The sequence below is a fragment of the uncultured Phascolarctobacterium sp. genome (genome assembly GCF_958349595.1).
In the GTDB taxonomy this organism is placed as follows: Bacteria; Bacillota; Negativicutes; order Acidaminococcales; family Acidaminococcaceae; genus Phascolarctobacterium.
In genome coordinates, this window is the sequence record NZ_CATWDQ010000002.1 from 66,340 (window position 1) to 81,686 (window position 15,347).

The window sequence follows — 15,347 nt, forward strand, 5'->3', positions numbered from 1 at the left end:
TGGATATATAATTTTGTTTTATATAAATGAGCATTATAGTGCACATATGTGTTGTATTTTATACAGCAAATGCATTTTTTTTATAAGATAATAAAGATAAAACCAATATCTATAAAAGTTTAATTGTTAAGGTGAAAAAAGTCATGTTTGATGAGAAATATCAAAGTATCGGCTTAAATATTTTATATTATAGAAGACTAAAAGATTTAAGTCAGGAAGCATTAGCTATTAAAGCCGGGTTGACACGTTCATATATTTCAAAAATTGAACGTGGTACTGCCAGGTGCGGTCTGGAAGTTTTCTTTCTGATAGCTCAGGCGCTGGAGGTTGATCCGGCAGAGCTTATCAGTGACCGGCCAACAGGAGCAGGACCGGCCTTAAAATAGATTATTTTATGGTAACAGGTGATGAAGGAGGTATCTTTATGAATCCCGATTATAAGGAAATTGGTAAGAATATCAGGTTAATGCGAATCAGGCATGGTATCAGTCAAAGTGAGCTGGCCCAGCGGTTGGATGTTTCGCAGACGCATATGAGTAATCTTGAACATGGACGCGTAAGCGTGAGCCTGCGGGTACTGCTGCGTTTAGCACATTTCTTCCAATGTAATGTTGATACTCTGTTAGGTAACGTTTTGCAGGGGCATGTTGCTCCCGAAGTAAATAACGAGGGCTATGATCTTGAAGATCTGACTTTGCTGCTGAAGGTTTTGAAACAGAAAAAAGTAGAAATCATGTGAACAAAATAAGAAAGACTGCCGCGATTTACAGTTGCGGCAGTCTTTTTTTACATTCGGTGTTGAGCTGTCAGTTATTTGCAGTGCAGCCATGTACTGATAACGGCAAATAGTTCTTCCAGATGGAAGGGTTTGGTAATATGCGCGTTCATACCGGCTTCACGTTCTTGTTTGATATCATCCAGAAAGGCGTTTGCTGTCATGGCAATGATCGGCAGTTTTTGCAGGTCCTGACGAGGGAGCCTGCGGATAGCTTTGGTGGCATCATAACCGTTCAGTCTGGGCATCTGCACGTCCATGAAGACAAGGTCGTAGTAATTTTCGTCACTTTGGGTGATTTTTGTCAGTGCTGCTTCACCGTCAGTGGCTTCTTCGATCGCAGCGCCTGTCATACTGATCAATTCTCTGGCAATTTCCATATTGAGTGGATTGTCTTCGACTAAAAGGATGCGCTTGCCGTGGCAGTCGGGTTTATTGGGGGAAGAAGGAGTCAGCAGCTGCGGCCGTGGTGTGGTCTGATGCATTTTGTTGAGCGTCTGCGCAAGATTGGTCGCAAACAGCGGCAGGATCAACAGTGCGTCAAAATCGTAGTCTTTGATAGTCTGGCTGAGATCGGAAAAGGTGATTGCCAGAGCGATTTTCAGGTCTGGTGCTAATTGACGCAGCTTATGCAGCACTGGTTCCAGATCCAACTGCTGATCGTAAACGATAATAACAGTTGTATAGGTATGGTCTTTGTTAGCAGCTGTTTGGAGTTCAGTAGCTGCTTCTGCAAGACTATGTACTGGCTGACCGTTGATCTGCAACTGTAGAAACTGCTGCAGGATATTAGCGGCAGCAGTTTGCTGCCTGTCCAGGACAAGTATCCGCAGTTCATCAGTGATAGCGGTAATAGGGGATTGCTGCTTGTCAGCCAGCTTCAGGGGCAGGGTAACTGTAAAGGTCGTCCCGGAACCTGTGGTACTGACAACTTCAATAGTACCGCCCATCAGGTCGACAATATTTTTCGTTATAGCCATACCGAGACCTGTGCCTTCAATATTATCCATACTTGAGGTTTGTGAACGTTCAAAAGGTGCGAAGAGGTGGGGCAGAAACTCCTGATCCATGCCGATACCATTATCGCTGAAAACAAAACGAAAATGTCCATAACCTGTTGGCGCCAGTTTTAATTGTGTGATCTCGAGCTTGAGCTTGCCGCCCTGGGGAGTAAATTTGATGGAATTACTGAGGATATTAGTAAAGATCTGGTTAAGGCGCACTGTATCGCCCAGCAGATATTCGTCACTGATATTATGCGTATCAACATGCAGTTCGTGCTGATGTTCTGTGAGCTGTGGATTGATAAGAGAGATCAGGTTATGAATAAACTCAGCCAGATTGAGCGGTGACTCCTTAAGCGATAATTTGCCGCTTTCGATTTTGGACATATCGAGGATGTCGTTGATGAGTTCTAAAAGATGATTGGAAGCCAACTCGATTTTACTGAGGCAGTTGTTGATCCTGACCGGGTCGTGCAGGTATTGCTGCGCGATCGTAGTCATGCCGATGATTGCGTTCATTGGCGTACGGATATCGTGGCTCATATTCGATAAAAAAGAACTCTTGGCGGTATTGGCCTTTTCGGCAGAAAGCAGGGCAGCTTTTAATGCCTGCTGCTGTCTTTCATAAGCCAGCTTTTGTGTATGGATGTTACGGAAGGCGATAACGCAGCCGGTGATAGTTCCTTCTGTGTTTTTGATTGCCTGGGCTTCCAGGCGTACCCATTCGTATTTGTCGTTCGCAAAACGCCGCAGCAGTTCGATTTCGATAGAGTTTTTATTGTTTTGGGTCAACGTGCTGTAGATGTTTTCTAAAGCGAAGGCCTCTGCCAGCTGTTTGCGGAATTTATGGTGGACAAAATTGTTGACGAAGGTGGTCCAGGCTTCGGTATGATCTTCGATCCCTTTCAGCATATTTGCGGTGATGATTTCGGTAAGCCGCAAAATATAAAATCTCTGCTCCTGCAGGTCGACATAATAAACGGCATAGTACATTTCCGCCAGTGCGTTGGCGATATTATGGTGACGCATTCTGTCGGCGCTGAGTAATGCCAGCTCATGTTCCTGCTGTTTTTTATCATCGATATTGCGCAGCAGCAGCATGATTTTCTCGCCTTCGATTGTAGAGATTCTGGTACTGTAATAGGTATAATAGTGCAGCTTGTTGTTTTTATCCCAAATACGCATCTCGCCTTCGGCATAGCTTTGCTTGCTGTAAAGTTTCGGGTCAAAAATACCAGCCAGCAGAGTTTTGTCGTTGTCCAGCAGCTGCTGATAGAATTGATTATAAAAGTCACGGTAACGACCGCGCTTGTTCAATGACAGTATTTCTTCTGAATAGTGGATACAGTTGTAACCCTGGTGTTCCATATCGACACTGATTGCCAGTGCGTACATATGAGCTACTGCCATTTTGGCAGTTTTTTCACTGAGTGAATGTTCTACCTTCTGGGTAAGGTCTTCAAAGGCCAGTACCGCGTAAGGGTAAGCCTCAGAGTAACCTGGGGCTGGAATGATCTTGACGCTGAGCCAGAGTCCCTGCTTGTTTTTAAAAATATGCTCGATCCGTTTATTACCGTTAGCAAACTGATCGATGATATAGGCACTGTTGGTGCTTTTTAAGAGTGACTGCTGCCATTTAGGGTCGACGAATTCATTGACATACATGGAGAACTGTTTATCATAGCATTCTTCCGTATGTACAATCTTTTTGAATTGTTCTGGAACCCGCAGACCCCTCTGAATGTTATCACGCAGATTAACAAGGTAAACGGCATAATATTCTTCGCTCAACTGAGCGATCCAGGCGGTTTGTTCGCGCTGGCTCAGTTCAAATTGTTTTTGTTTTTCGATATTACGGTAGCACCAAAGTACTTTCAGGTGCCCTGTTTGAGCGTCAATAGTAGATACAAGATGAGTTTCGATCCACTCAAAGCTACCTGGAGCAACAAGACGGCGTAGTTCACCTACGATATGCATATTTTCCTGCGGCATATTTTGCCGCAGGTTTTTTATTGAAGTCAGCTCCCAGAATTTTTGACGGTCTTCCGGATGGATCAGCATTTCACTATAAAGAGCATTGGCCTGGGTAAAGTCGCCGGCATGCGGAAAAGCCGAAGCACAAGGGCCGAGCTTCGGAGAAATATAACGCTCATCAACAAGATCGATCACGACATATTCGTCAAAAAGAACATCAATGCCCTGCAGAAGATCTTTGGAATGATCGTGCCTGATTTTGACTTCGCCGGCAAAAATATGAGGTGTGGCAGAAATAGCGAAAGCAGGGATTTGTCTGCCAGCTTCTTCCCAAAGAGTTTTTTTCACCCGGATATCTACGTTATTGCCTAAAATAGATTTTTCAGCAAAACACTGGTAATCGCCCTGATGAAAATTGACGGTATCAAAGCTGAGTATTTCAGGGTTATAGAGCATACCTTTCTTGAAACCGGTTTTTGCAGCAGTATGGTTGCAGTAAAGTATCTGCAGATTGGACTGGTCGACGACGAATAAAGTTAGATTACTGATGTCGTCAATAAGTTTGAGGATGTTTTTTTCGGAATTCATCATAAAATACCTTCCGTATCCTTTGTATATTGAAGGAAAATATTATAAATTAATTATAATATAAAAAGATAATAAAGTGAAACAAATGTTATAGCGATAATTGCAATAAAAAACAAACTCCCCAGACATTTCCGGGGAGTTTGTTTTAGTTTTCAGCAGTACCTAAGATTTCGTTAGCCAAAGTGGACAGAGTTTTATGTTCCAACTCGTCAAAGAACTGCTTTCGGGCTGGGTGCGGCTTCATTTTACCGGCCAGGGCAGCGTTATATTGAGCGCCGCGCTCAAAGTCGGTGGGCTGACAGTCCAGTTCAGCGCTGCAGGCAGTAAACAGTTCTGTACCTTTTTCCGTATTGATAAGGACCAGTGTAACGCCTTTATCGTCGTCGAAAAGTGGGAAATGCTTGTTGACGCCCCAATAGTCAGCAATAGTCAGGTCTGCCAGGCTGTGTTTATTGTTAAAAGCGCAGTCAGAACAGGAGGGGCGCGTACTGACGTTATTCAGGAATAAACGCATATAGGGGCCACGGCGTTTATGGGTCGCAAAAATATGGTTTTTAGTTTGAAAAACGATATTGAAACGTTTCCAGCCGGGAGTTTTATCGCGGAAATTGACTTTGATCACAGGAGCGGACGAAAGCTCGGTAACTTCGTCCAGTCGTTTTTGATAAACTTTGGGACTGGGAACGCCGTGGCAGACTACATCTATCGTATAAAGTCTGTCATAGTCCTTACGCAGATAGCCTTTTAAGCCGCCGATCTGGCAGGGTGTACCACTGAATAAAACGGTATGACCTGCTTGGAGCAGTTGCTCTGTTTCCTGATAGGTAGTGTTGATATCGCTTTGCACGTATTTGGAACCACGCAATTTAGCAAGGGATTCGCTGTCTGTAACAGCAGTATGGCGAACCTGCCAGTTTTCGTCAAAGGCAGCGCCGAAAACAGTGCCCTGACGTGAGAGGATCTGCTCGGCAGCCAGCGAAAAAAAGCCGCCGCTGGAACTGACAAAGCGGACAGCTTCGTTTTTGTTCTTACAGCCGATAACAGACAGGAGCTCGTGGGGCTGGGGCTTGTGCAGCAGTGGGCAAACGCGCTCACACAGACCGCAGTGGATGCATTTACCGGTATCGACGACAGGGTAACTGAAGCCTTCTTCATCAGGAGTCATGGTGATGCAGGAGGTTACGCAGCGACTGGCACAGGCTCCGCAGCCGCAGCAGTCAGTTTTGCTGGTAATGGTAATCATAGATTCACCTTCTTAAACGATTTTTGAAGTTTAGGAATGCTGTGAAAAATAGTTTAAAAACAGCTGGGCGACGTTAGAAAGCGGCCGCCCTTTGACGATGGAAAGGGTTTTGTTCAAAAACAGCCTGTCATCGCGAATGATCTTGCAGACCAGGTCGTTATCAAAAATCTCGCCCGGAGAAGCGGGAACAACGGCGATGCCGGCATTTTCTTTAGCCCAGGCTACGGTGGCCAGCTTGGTAGAATTGATGCTCAGGACCTGTGGGAAGATCATGGAATCGGAACAGACGTTGAGAAATAAAGTCGAACAGCCGCGTGACAGGCAGATCGGCATATCTTCCATATGTGCCAGCAGCAGGGGCTTGTCATCTACAGGAAGCCAGGGGTTGTCTTTATGCATTACGGCAACCAGCCGCTCCTGTTTGGTATAGATCGTATCGAAACGGCTTTCCTGAGTCAGTGGTGCGTTGGCAACCCCGATCTCGGTTTTGCCGGTCAGCATCTGATTGGTCTGCTCTAAAATAGAAACCTCATACAGCTCGTAATTGATCTGTGGATATTCTTTGGAAAACTGGCTCAGATAAGTCTGGATAAACGCGATTGACATGGAAGGTGACAAACTGACGCGCAGGGTACCGGTATAGCCGTTGACGCAGTCCGATATTTCCCGTTGGGTATCGTCTTCCAGCGAACAGAGGTATTTGGCTTTGTTATAGAGAATGCAGCCGGCATTGGTCAATTCTATGTTATGCACGCCGCGGCGGATGTTGACCAGCTGAGCCCCAAATTTTTTCTGCAGCAGCTTCAGTTGGTTGCTGAGAGCCGGCTGAGCAACATGCACACGTTTAGAAGCTGCTGAAAGGCTGCCTGCTTCGACAATGGCAATAAAATTGCGGTAATATTCCATATCCATAGTCTGTTCCCCTCCTTTAGCTGGCAATATAGTATAGAAGCTCAGATAAACTATAATTTTTATTCTTTAACTACATTATAGATGATAAAGCTGGTGAAACCTATATTTTTCTGAAAATTTTTTTATAACTTCGGAGAAACATATAAATTAATACTATAAATCATATCAATTATTTTGATGTTTAGATTTTGGCTTTGCCAGGAAAAATGGCAAGTGTGGCTGTTATAGATTTTTTATAAAAATAATATTACAGCTATTAGATTTTTTGGATGGAAATATAGCGAAATGTAATCTAAAACCCAAAAACGAAATTTTAACATATCAAATAAATTAATATTTTCTATCGCTTTTTGGTATTTTACGTTATAAGTTTTGCGAATTATACTGAAGGTGAACAAAGGTATATGAGAAATTTTGATCTGGGAAAGAAGGGATGAAAATGTTGGACAGCACGAGATTAAGAAATCCGCAGTTGTTTGACAAAATCGTGACACCGGAAGCAGCTGCAGCATTGATTACCGACGGTATGAATGTAGGCGTAAGCGGTTTTACCCCCTCCGGCTATCCGAAAAAAACTACGATCGCTTTAGCCAAAGCAATCAAGGAAGGTAAACGCTGCCGTATCAACATCTGGAGCGGTGCTTCCGTTGGACCGGAAATTGAAGAAGAGCTGGCGGCAGTTGGCGCTATCAAAGGCCGGATGCCGTATTATGCTGCGTCTAATAAAAGTATGAAAAAAGGCATCAACGAAGGAGAAATCGAGTATGTCGACCAGCATTTGAGCCATTTTGGGCAGCAGGTCGATTACGGTTTTTTTGGTGATGTGGATGTCGCGATCATCGAAGCGACGGCGATCACTGAAGAAGGCAACATCATTTTAGGTCCGGGCGTTGGCAATGCTCCGATTTTTGTCAAGCATGCCAGGAAAATCATTGTTGAGGTCAACACTTCTATTCCGCTAAATCTGGAAGGGATGCACGACATTTATATTCCGGCGATGCCGCCGAACCGGACGGAAATACCGATTTATCATGCGGGCGACCGGATCGGCAAGCCCTATGTAGAATGTGGTATCGACCGTATCGACTGCATTGTTGAGTCGGATATTCTGGATCATGTGCGTGATTTGACTGCTCCTGATGCAGCCAGCATCAAGATCGCCGAAAATTTAGTGGAATTTTTGGAACAGGAACAGAAAATGGGGCGGCTGCCGAAGCAAATGCTGCCTTTGCAGTCCGGTGTGGGCAGTATTGCCAATGCAGTCCTTTTAGGACTGGCGAAATCCAGATTTGAGAATCTGGAAATGTATTCAGAAATCTTGCAGGATTCAGTTTTCCGTCTGATCAAGATGGGCAAGATCGCTAAAGCTTCTGGCTGTGCCTTTACGCCTTCGCCTTCGGTGTGGGCCATGTATAAGGAAGATCCTGATCTCTACCGTAAAAGCATCGTTTTAAGACCGCTTGATATCAGTAATCACCCCGAAGTTATCAGGCGGCTGGGAGTTATCGCCATGAATACGCCACTGGAATTTGACATTTACGGTCAGGCCAATTCGACACATGTCATGGGCTGTACGATGATGAATGGTATTGGCGGCAGCGGCGATTATATGCGCAACGGCTTCCTGACGATCTTCTCAACGCCGTCTACTGCAAAATGCGGCTCGATTTCCAGCGTGGTGCCGATGGTCACTCATGCCGACCATACCGAGCATGACACGATGGTTTTTATTACCGAGCAGGGTGTAGCCGATATTCGCGGTTTGAGTCCGGTCAAACGGGCCAAAGCGATCATCAACAACTGCGCGCATCCTGATTTCAGGCCGCAGCTTTTAGAATATTTGAGGTTCGCACAACGAAAAAACGCCCATATGCCAATTGATTTGGCACATTGTTTCGATATGCAGAAAAAATTTTATGAGACCGGCAGTATGCTGTAAGTAACACAGAGGAATGAGAAAGGGGTCAATGACATGACTAATTATGAAGAAATCAAACAAGGCCTGGCAGATTATGAAGCAAAGGTTGCCAAAGCCAATGCCAAATTTCCCGAACGTAAAGAATTTAAAGAAAAACACGTTTACACACCTCTGGATGTGGAAGGTTTTGACTATTGTTCTAAAAGCGGTTTTCCGGGGCAGTACCCGTTTACCCGCGGCGTACAGCCGACTATGTATCGCGGCCGTTTGTGGACGATGCGTGCCTATGCCGGTTTTGCCACGGCCGAAGAAACTAATGCCCGTTATAAATATTTGCTGGAAGCCGGTCAGACCGGTCTTTCAGTAGCTATGGACCTGCCGACGCAGATCGGCCTTGATTCCGATGCTGAGCTTTCACACGGTGAGGTTGGCAAAGTTGGCGTTGCTATCGATTCACTGGCGGATATGGAAAAGCTTTTTGAAGGTATCCCGCTGGATAAGGTCAGCACTTCGATGACTATCAACGGTCCGGCAGCGGTACTGCTGGCGATGTATGTAGCGGTTGCCGAACAGCAGGGAGTCAAACCGGAACAGTTGAAGGGCACGATCCAAAACGATATTTTGAAAGAATATATTGCCCGCGGTACTTATATTTTCCCGCCGCGTCCTTCCATGCGCCTGATCACTGATACCTTTGAGTATTGCTCCAAGAGTATTCCGAAATGGAATACCATCAGCGTCGGTGCTTATCATATCCGTGAAGCCGGTGCTTCCTGCGTGCAGGAGATCGCTTTTGCTTTCTCCAATGCAATGGCTTATATCGACGCGGCAATCAAAGCCGGCCAGAAAGTAGATGATTTTGCTCCCGGTATTTCGTGGATCTTTACCGCCGGTTTGAATATGTTTGAAGAAGTCGCCAAGTTCCGCGCAGCCCGCCGCCTGTGGGCCCGCATTATGAAGGAACGCTACGGCGCGACGGTACCCAAGGCACAGATGCTGCGCGTGCATGTGCATACGGCAGGCAGCGTACTGACAGCTCAGCAGCCGCTGAATAATGTTGTCCGTATTACCTGGCAGGCGTTGTCCGCAGTTTTGGGCGGCATTCAATCAATGGCCTGCTGCGCTTATGATGAGGCGATCGCCCTGCCGACGGAAGAATCGGCAACTCTGGCGCTGCGTACTCAGCAGATGCTTGCTTATGAAAGCGGTATCACCGATACTATCGATCCTATCGCCGGTTCTTATTATGTAGAGTCGCTGACAGATAAGATGGAAGCGGAAGCTTACGAATATATCAGGAAGATAGACGCTATGGGTGGCGCAGTCGCTGCGATCGAGCAGGGTTATATGCAGGGCGAGATGGCGGCCCACGCTTACGAATATCAGCGTGACATCGAAACCGGCAATTCCATTGTTGTTGGCGTCAATAAATTTGCCGATAACAAAAAGCTTGCCGAGCAGGATGTTCTGACGGCAGATATGAGCGTAGCTGAACGCCAGATCGCCAAAGTAGATAAAATGAAAGCAGGACGCGACCAGAAAGCTGTCGATGCTGCTCTGGCAGCCTTGAAGCAGGCCTGCACCGGCGAAGAAAACCTGATGCCGTACCTGATCGACGCAGTCAAGACCTATGCTACCCTGGGCGAGATCTGCGGCGTAATGAAGGAAGTCTTCGGCGAATATCAGCAGGATGCGATGTTCTGATTATTAGATGGTCCTGAGTGTAAGAACGGAGTTGAGCACGATGACAACAAAAGCTTTAGCCGACTTTGTAACAGGCTTGCAGTATGACAAATTGAGCCCTGCGACAGTACGTATGACAAAACAATGTATTTTAGACTGGCTGGGAGTCTGCATTCGCGGTTCTCAGGAAAAACCGATCAAGATCATCCGCAAGCTGCTGCTTGACGGCGGCGGTAAGCAGCAGGCTACGGTCCTGGCTGGTGGGACCGAGAAAACCACTACCTTGAACGCTGCTTTCTGTAATGGCAGCGCTTCCCATTCCCTTGATTTTGACGATCTTCATAATCCCTCTATCATCCATCTGGCTACGGTAGTTGTGCCGCCGGTATTTGCCATTGCCGATGCTGAGCATAAAAGCGGCAAGGACATGCTGGCGGCCGTAGTAGCCGGCTATGAGGTAGGCGGACGCGTAGGCGAATCCGTGATCCCGGAATCTTATTTCTTCTGGCATACCACCGGTACGGCGGGAACTTTAGGAGCTGCCGCTTCAGCGGCGAAGGTTTTAGGGCTTGACGCCGAGGCAACGCTGCAATGTCTTGGCAGCGCTGGTACGCAGGCGGCAGGCTTGTGGGAATTTTTGAAAGAAGGCGCGATGAGTAAAACGCTGCATGCCGGTAAAAGCTCATACGCCGGCGTACTTTCCGCTTATCTGGCGCAGGCCGGTTTTACCGGCGCGACAAAGATATTGGAAGGCGAAAAAGGCTTCTGCCGGGCAATGGTTGCGGAGCCGCATCTGGAAAAATTGACGGATGGTCTGAATGATGGTATATATAAGATTGACAATAATTCGTTTAAACCTTATGCCTGCTGCAAACATTCACATGCTGCGCTGTACGCGATGCAGGTGCTGCGTGCCGAGCACGGACTGAAACCGGATGATATTGAGGAGATCGAGCTTCTGGTCAATGAGATCACTGATTTCCTGATCAATAATCCCCAGCCTGAAAATCCTTACGGCTGCAAATTCAGTATCCAATACTGCGTGGCAGGGATGCTGAAATATGGCGATATGGGCGTCGACCGCTTCCTGCCGGAAGTTATTGGCGATGCCGAGGTGCGCGGCGTGATGGCGAAAACCAAAGTCGTGCGCGATGCAGCTATTGAGGCGGTCCATGCTGCCGATGCTGCAAAACTGGCTTCGAAGCTTATCGTACGCTGCAAAGACGGCCGTGTACTGGAAATGCAGGTAGATTTCCCGAAAGGCGATCCGCCCAATCCGATGAGCTGGGAAGAAAGCGCAGCAAAATTTATGTCGCTGGCAACGCCTGTTTATGGTGAAGCCAAAGCGGCCGGATTGTGCGCGCTGATCGATAAGCTGGAAGCAAGTACGGATTTTGCGGCAGATCTGGCCAAGTGCCTGGCATAAGGCGGTATTAAGGAGGAAACCCTGTGATTGAGGCTGAAAAGATCAAAGCAATGGTCAGCGAGATTTATTCACATAATAATTTTATGCAGGAGTGCGGTATTTACATCGTCGATATGTCCTGCGGCAGCGCGACGGTAGCAGTGAAGGTCGACCCGGTCAAGCATGCCAACCTTAACGGTAATGCTCATGGCGGGCTGGTAGCGACGCTTGCTGATAATGCCACGGGCATTGCCGGCGCAACGATCGGCAAGCGGGTGGTAACGTCGACTTTAGCTACTGACTTTATCAAGGGCGCGCCGGTAGGGACGACGATCAGCGCTACTTCGCAGATCACTCACGCTGACGACAAGCTGGTAACTATCAATATCGAGGTGCGCGATCTGGACAACGACACCCTGGTGGCTAAGGCTGCGGCGGCAATGATCGTGATTGATACCTTTCCGGGGATTCCTGAAAAATGGTAGGACTGCGCCAAAAACTGCAGGCCGCTATTGCCGGCAAAGCAGAAAAAATGCTGCAACGGCTGCAAAAAATAATAAATTTGTGAGAGTGTACAATTTGCCATGATTTTCACAAAAAAGACGGCGTCAGCCGTCTTTTTTGTGTTTGTTTTGCTACTGAAAGTAGCATCGGTGTGAGCTTCTGGAAATCTTGTACAGGAAAGCTTTCTACCAAATATGGTTGCATGAAAAAAATAAAGCACAATATCTAGTGATTTTTGCTTTACAACAACAATGCTCTGTGCTATGATGATAATGTAAATTTTACGCATAAATAATAATTGTTATTTATGCGCTAGTATAAGAAATCAGGAAAGAAGGCGTCAGTTATGAAAGTAATCAAACGTGATGGCAGCACTGCGGATTTTGACAGCAGCAAGATTATCGTTGCTATCCAGAAAGCCAATCAGGTAGTTGAACCGGAAGACCGTATCGAGCAGGAACGAATTGAAGCAATAGCGCGTTATGTGGAGAGCAAAAACCGTATGCGCCTTTTGGTTGAAGATATACAGGATCTTGTAGAGCATCAGCTGATGGACGAAGGTAAATTCAATCTTGCCAAAGCGTATATCATTTACCGTTATACCCGCGCTTTAGTGCGTAAAGCCAACACGACTGACGAATCTATTCTGTCGCTGATCCGCAATAGTAATAAAGATGTTATGGAAGAAAATTCCAATAAAAACGCTGTCATGGCATCTACCCAGCGCGATCTGATCGCAGGCGAGGTATCAAAGGATTTGACCCGCCGTCTGATTTTGCCTGAGAAAATTTCCAAAGCACATGATGAAGGCGTACTTCATTTCCATGATGCCGATTATTTTGTGCAGCCGATTTTTAACTGCTGCCTGATCAATGTAGGCGATATGCTGGATAACGGTACAGTTATGAACGGGAAACTGATCGAAAGTCCCAAAAGCTTTCAGGTAGCCTGCACTGTTGTGACCCAGATCATCGCTTCCGTAGCCAGCAGCCAGTACGGCGGCCAGTCGGTAGACATCCGTCATTTGGGCAAATATCTGCGCCGCAGCTATGATAAATTTAAACGTACGATCCAGGACGAGGTTGGCGACAGCGTATCAGAAGAAGTGATCGAGCGCCTGACCAAACGCCGTTTACAGGACGAGCTGCGCAGCGGTGTGCAGACGATCCAGTATCAGATCAACACCTTGATGACTACTAACGGGCAATCGCCTTTTGTTACTATTTTCCTCAATCTGCAGGCTGATGATGAATATCTGCCGGAAAATGCCATGATCGTAGAAGAGATTTTGCGTCAGCGTCTGGAAGGCATCAAAAACGATAAAGGCGTTTTTGTAACACCGGCTTTCCCGAAACTGGTGTATGTGCTGGACGAGCATAACTGCCTGAAGGGCGGCAAGTACGACTATATCACGAAACTGGCCGTAAAATGCAGTGCTAAACGCTTGTATCCTGATTACATCTCGGCTAAAAAAATGCGTGAAAATTATGAAGGCAATGTTTTTGCACCCATGGGCTGCCGCAGCTTTTTGGCGGCCTGGAAAGATGCAAACGGCGAGTATAAATTTGAAGGCCGTTTTAATCAGGGCGTAGTCTCCTTGAATTTACCGCAGATCGGCATTTTGGCGCAGGGTGATGAAGAAAAATTCTGGCCGCTGCTGGATGAACGGCTGCAGCTGTGCTATGAAGCCTTGATGTGCCGTCATAACGCTTTGAGAGGTATTCGCAGCGATGTCAGCCCGGTGCATTGGCAGTACGGCGCGATCGCCCGTCTGGAAAAGGGCGAAGTTATAGATAAATATCTGGAAAAGGGATATTCCACTATTTCTCTGGGTTATATCGGCCTGTATGAAATGACTAAGCTGATGAAAGGCGTGAGCCATACTACGCCTGAGGGTAAAGAATTTGCTCTGCGCGTGATGACTTATCTGCGTGCGGCCTGCGATAAATGGAAACAGCAGACAGGACTTGGTTTTGCTCTGTACGGTACGCCGGCTGAATCTCTCTGCTACCGTTTTGCCCGCATCGATAAGGAACGCTTTGGCACGATCCCCGATGTGACAGATAAAGGCTACTATACTAATTCCTATCATGTCGATGTACGTGAAGATATTGATGCGTTCAGCAAATTTGATTTTGAAAGCCAGTTCCAGCGGATTTCTTCCGGCGGCGCTATTTCTTATGTCGAGATCCCGAATATGCGTCATAACCTGGAAGCGATGGAAGATGTCGTACGTTTTATTTACGATAATATTCAGTATGCCGAATTCAATACCAAGTCTGATTATTGCCAGGTCTGTGGTTTTGACGGCGAGATCATTATTAACGACGACCTGGAATGGGAATGCCCGAACTGCGGTAATAAAAACCAAACTTTGATGAATGTTACCCGTCGTACCTGCGGTTATCTGGGTGAAAATTTCTGGAACGTGGGCAAGACTAAAGAGATCAAAGCCCGCGTACTGCATCTGTAAGCGGGAGGCGTCAGCAATGAATTACGCTACGATCAAGACTCATGATACCGCCAACGGGCCGGGAGTACGCGTATCGCTGTTCGTCAGCGGCTGTACTCATCACTGCAAGGGCTGCTTTAACCCGGAGTCCTGGGATTTTAATTACGGCGCGCCTTTTACGGAGGCTGAAGAAGACGCAGTTATCAAAGCGCTGGAGCCGTGGTTCATCCGCGGATTGTCACTGCTGGGCGGCGAACCTTTTGAACCGGCCAATCAGGCGGCGCTGCTGCCCCTGCTGCGCAAAGTGCGGCAGGCTTATCCGGACAAAACTATCTGGTGCTATACCGGTTATGATTTTGAGCAGGATATTTTGACGGAACGTCTGGGAGACTGGGCTGTTACTCAGGAAATGCTTGCTTATATCGATGTTTTAGTAGACGGGGAATTTAAGATCGATTTAAAAAATCCTAACCTGCGTTTTCGCGGCAGCGAAAACCAGCGTGTTATCGACGTTAAGAAATCTTTGCACGGCGATGAACTGGCACTGTGGGAAGAAGCATATTAGTATAAAATAACAAGACGGCTGAATTTTAAAATTCAGCCGTCTTTTCTTAATTTTTGGTAAAACTATTAATAGTGCCAATAACACTGCTTAATTGAAAGCGGTGTTATTTTTTTGTGCATTTTACCGGTCATGAGCTGGAAAAGTGGATATTTCCTGTAACTTCGGCGGCTGGCAAACCGTAAGGGCAAAAGACAGCCAAACTGCGTCGAAAAAAAGTTCCTGTATGTCTTGTGGGGGGGTACTAAAGTAGTAGAATATGAGTAAGGATAGGCAATGTTTTTAATAAACGGGTTTGAGAAATTTAAGGATAACAAATGAAAAGGA

The 15,347-nt window shown here is 46.6% G+C and carries 11 protein-coding genes; 8 read left to right on the forward strand and 3 right to left on the reverse strand.

Going from position 1 to position 15,347, the window contains the following annotated elements; translation table 11 throughout:
• Positions 1-143: 143 nt before the first annotated feature.
• Together Q4G98_RS01995 and Q4G98_RS02000 are read left to right on the forward strand one after the other, a co-directional pair.
• A complete protein-coding gene (locus tag Q4G98_RS01995; RefSeq protein ID WP_177560230.1) occupies positions 144-386 on the forward strand; it encodes a helix-turn-helix domain-containing protein in 243 nt (80 codons plus the stop codon).
• Between the two features lie 38 nt (positions 387-424).
• Positions 425-739 carry a helix-turn-helix domain-containing protein gene (locus Q4G98_RS02000; RefSeq protein WP_177560233.1) on the forward strand — a complete coding sequence of 105 codons (315 nt, stop codon included), beginning with the start codon at positions 425-427 and terminating at the stop codon, positions 737-739.
• Positions 740-810: 71 nt separating this feature from the next.
• Here Q4G98_RS02000 and Q4G98_RS02005 read toward each other — a convergent pair whose 3' ends face one another.
• From Q4G98_RS02005 to Q4G98_RS02015, 3 genes are all read right to left on the reverse strand, one after another.
• A complete protein-coding gene (locus Q4G98_RS02005) occupies positions 811-4,344 on the reverse strand; it encodes an ATP-binding protein (RefSeq protein ID WP_298563211.1) in 3,534 nt (1,177 codons plus the stop codon).
• A gap of 142 nt (positions 4,345-4,486) precedes the next feature.
• On the reverse strand, positions 4,487-5,584 hold the full coding sequence (locus Q4G98_RS02010) for a Coenzyme F420 hydrogenase/dehydrogenase, beta subunit C-terminal domain (protein ID WP_298563208.1): 1,098 nt from the start codon (positions 5,582-5,584) through the stop codon (positions 4,487-4,489).
• Positions 5,585-5,614: 30 nt separating this feature from the next.
• Positions 5,615-6,496, reverse strand: a complete 882-nt coding sequence (locus tag Q4G98_RS02015; protein ID WP_177559144.1) for a LysR family transcriptional regulator — start codon at positions 6,494-6,496, stop codon at positions 5,615-5,617.
• Positions 6,497-6,935: 439 nt separating this feature from the next.
• Here Q4G98_RS02015 and Q4G98_RS02020 point away from each other — a divergent pair, with 439 nt between their 5' ends.
• From Q4G98_RS02020 to nrdG, 6 genes are all read left to right on the forward strand, one after another.
• Positions 6,936-8,435: a succinate CoA transferase gene (locus Q4G98_RS02020; protein ID WP_293661969.1), complete on the forward strand. Its 1,500-nt coding sequence runs from the start codon at positions 6,936-6,938 to the stop codon at positions 8,433-8,435.
• A gap of 33 nt (positions 8,436-8,468) precedes the next feature.
• Positions 8,469-10,118: a methylmalonyl-CoA mutase gene (locus Q4G98_RS02025; protein ID WP_298563201.1), complete on the forward strand. Its 1,650-nt coding sequence runs from the start codon at positions 8,469-8,471 to the stop codon at positions 10,116-10,118.
• 40 nt (positions 10,119-10,158) lie between these two features.
• Positions 10,159-11,523, forward strand: a complete 1,365-nt coding sequence (locus tag Q4G98_RS02030; RefSeq protein WP_298563199.1) for an MmgE/PrpD family protein — start codon at positions 10,159-10,161, stop codon at positions 11,521-11,523.
• 23 nt (positions 11,524-11,546) lie between these two features.
• The gene (locus Q4G98_RS02035) at positions 11,547-11,987 is read left to right on the forward strand and encodes a PaaI family thioesterase (protein WP_298563196.1); all 441 of its coding nucleotides are present in this window, start codon (positions 11,547-11,549) and stop codon (positions 11,985-11,987) included.
• A 365-nt stretch (positions 11,988-12,352) separates the two neighbouring features.
• On the forward strand, positions 12,353-14,479 hold the full coding sequence (nrdD, locus tag Q4G98_RS02040; RefSeq protein ID WP_298563194.1) for an anaerobic ribonucleoside-triphosphate reductase: 2,127 nt from the start codon (positions 12,353-12,355) through the stop codon (positions 14,477-14,479).
• A gap of 16 nt (positions 14,480-14,495) precedes the next feature.
• On the forward strand, positions 14,496-15,023 hold the full coding sequence (nrdG, locus tag Q4G98_RS02045; RefSeq protein WP_298563191.1) for an anaerobic ribonucleoside-triphosphate reductase activating protein: 528 nt from the start codon (positions 14,496-14,498) through the stop codon (positions 15,021-15,023).
• Positions 15,024-15,347 lie beyond the last annotated feature (324 nt).

What these genes read in the sequence shown, in the direction of transcription:
- Q4G98_RS01995 (WP_177560230.1), top strand. Translation starts at nt 144, where the DNA reads ATGTTTGATGAGAAATATCAAAGTATCGGCTTAAATATTTTATATTAT.
- Q4G98_RS02000 (WP_177560233.1), top strand. Translation starts at nt 425, where the DNA reads ATGAATCCCGATTATAAGGAAATTGGTAAGAATATCAGGTTAATGCGA.
- Q4G98_RS02005 (WP_298563211.1), bottom strand. Translation starts at nt 4,344, where the DNA reads ATGATGAATTCCGAAAAAAACATCCTCAAACTTATTGACGACATCAGT.
- Q4G98_RS02010 (WP_298563208.1), bottom strand. Translation starts at nt 5,584, where the DNA reads ATGATTACCATTACCAGCAAAACTGACTGCTGCGGCTGCGGAGCCTGT.
- Q4G98_RS02015 (WP_177559144.1), bottom strand. Translation starts at nt 6,496, where the DNA reads ATGGATATGGAATATTACCGCAATTTTATTGCCATTGTCGAAGCAGGC.
- Q4G98_RS02020 (WP_293661969.1), top strand. Translation starts at nt 6,936, where the DNA reads ATGTTGGACAGCACGAGATTAAGAAATCCGCAGTTGTTTGACAAAATC.
- Q4G98_RS02025 (WP_298563201.1), top strand. Translation starts at nt 8,469, where the DNA reads ATGACTAATTATGAAGAAATCAAACAAGGCCTGGCAGATTATGAAGCA.
- Q4G98_RS02030 (WP_298563199.1), top strand. Translation starts at nt 10,159, where the DNA reads ATGACAACAAAAGCTTTAGCCGACTTTGTAACAGGCTTGCAGTATGAC.
- nrdD (WP_298563194.1), top strand. Translation starts at nt 12,353, where the DNA reads ATGAAAGTAATCAAACGTGATGGCAGCACTGCGGATTTTGACAGCAGC.
- nrdG (WP_298563191.1), top strand. Translation starts at nt 14,496, where the DNA reads ATGAATTACGCTACGATCAAGACTCATGATACCGCCAACGGGCCGGGA.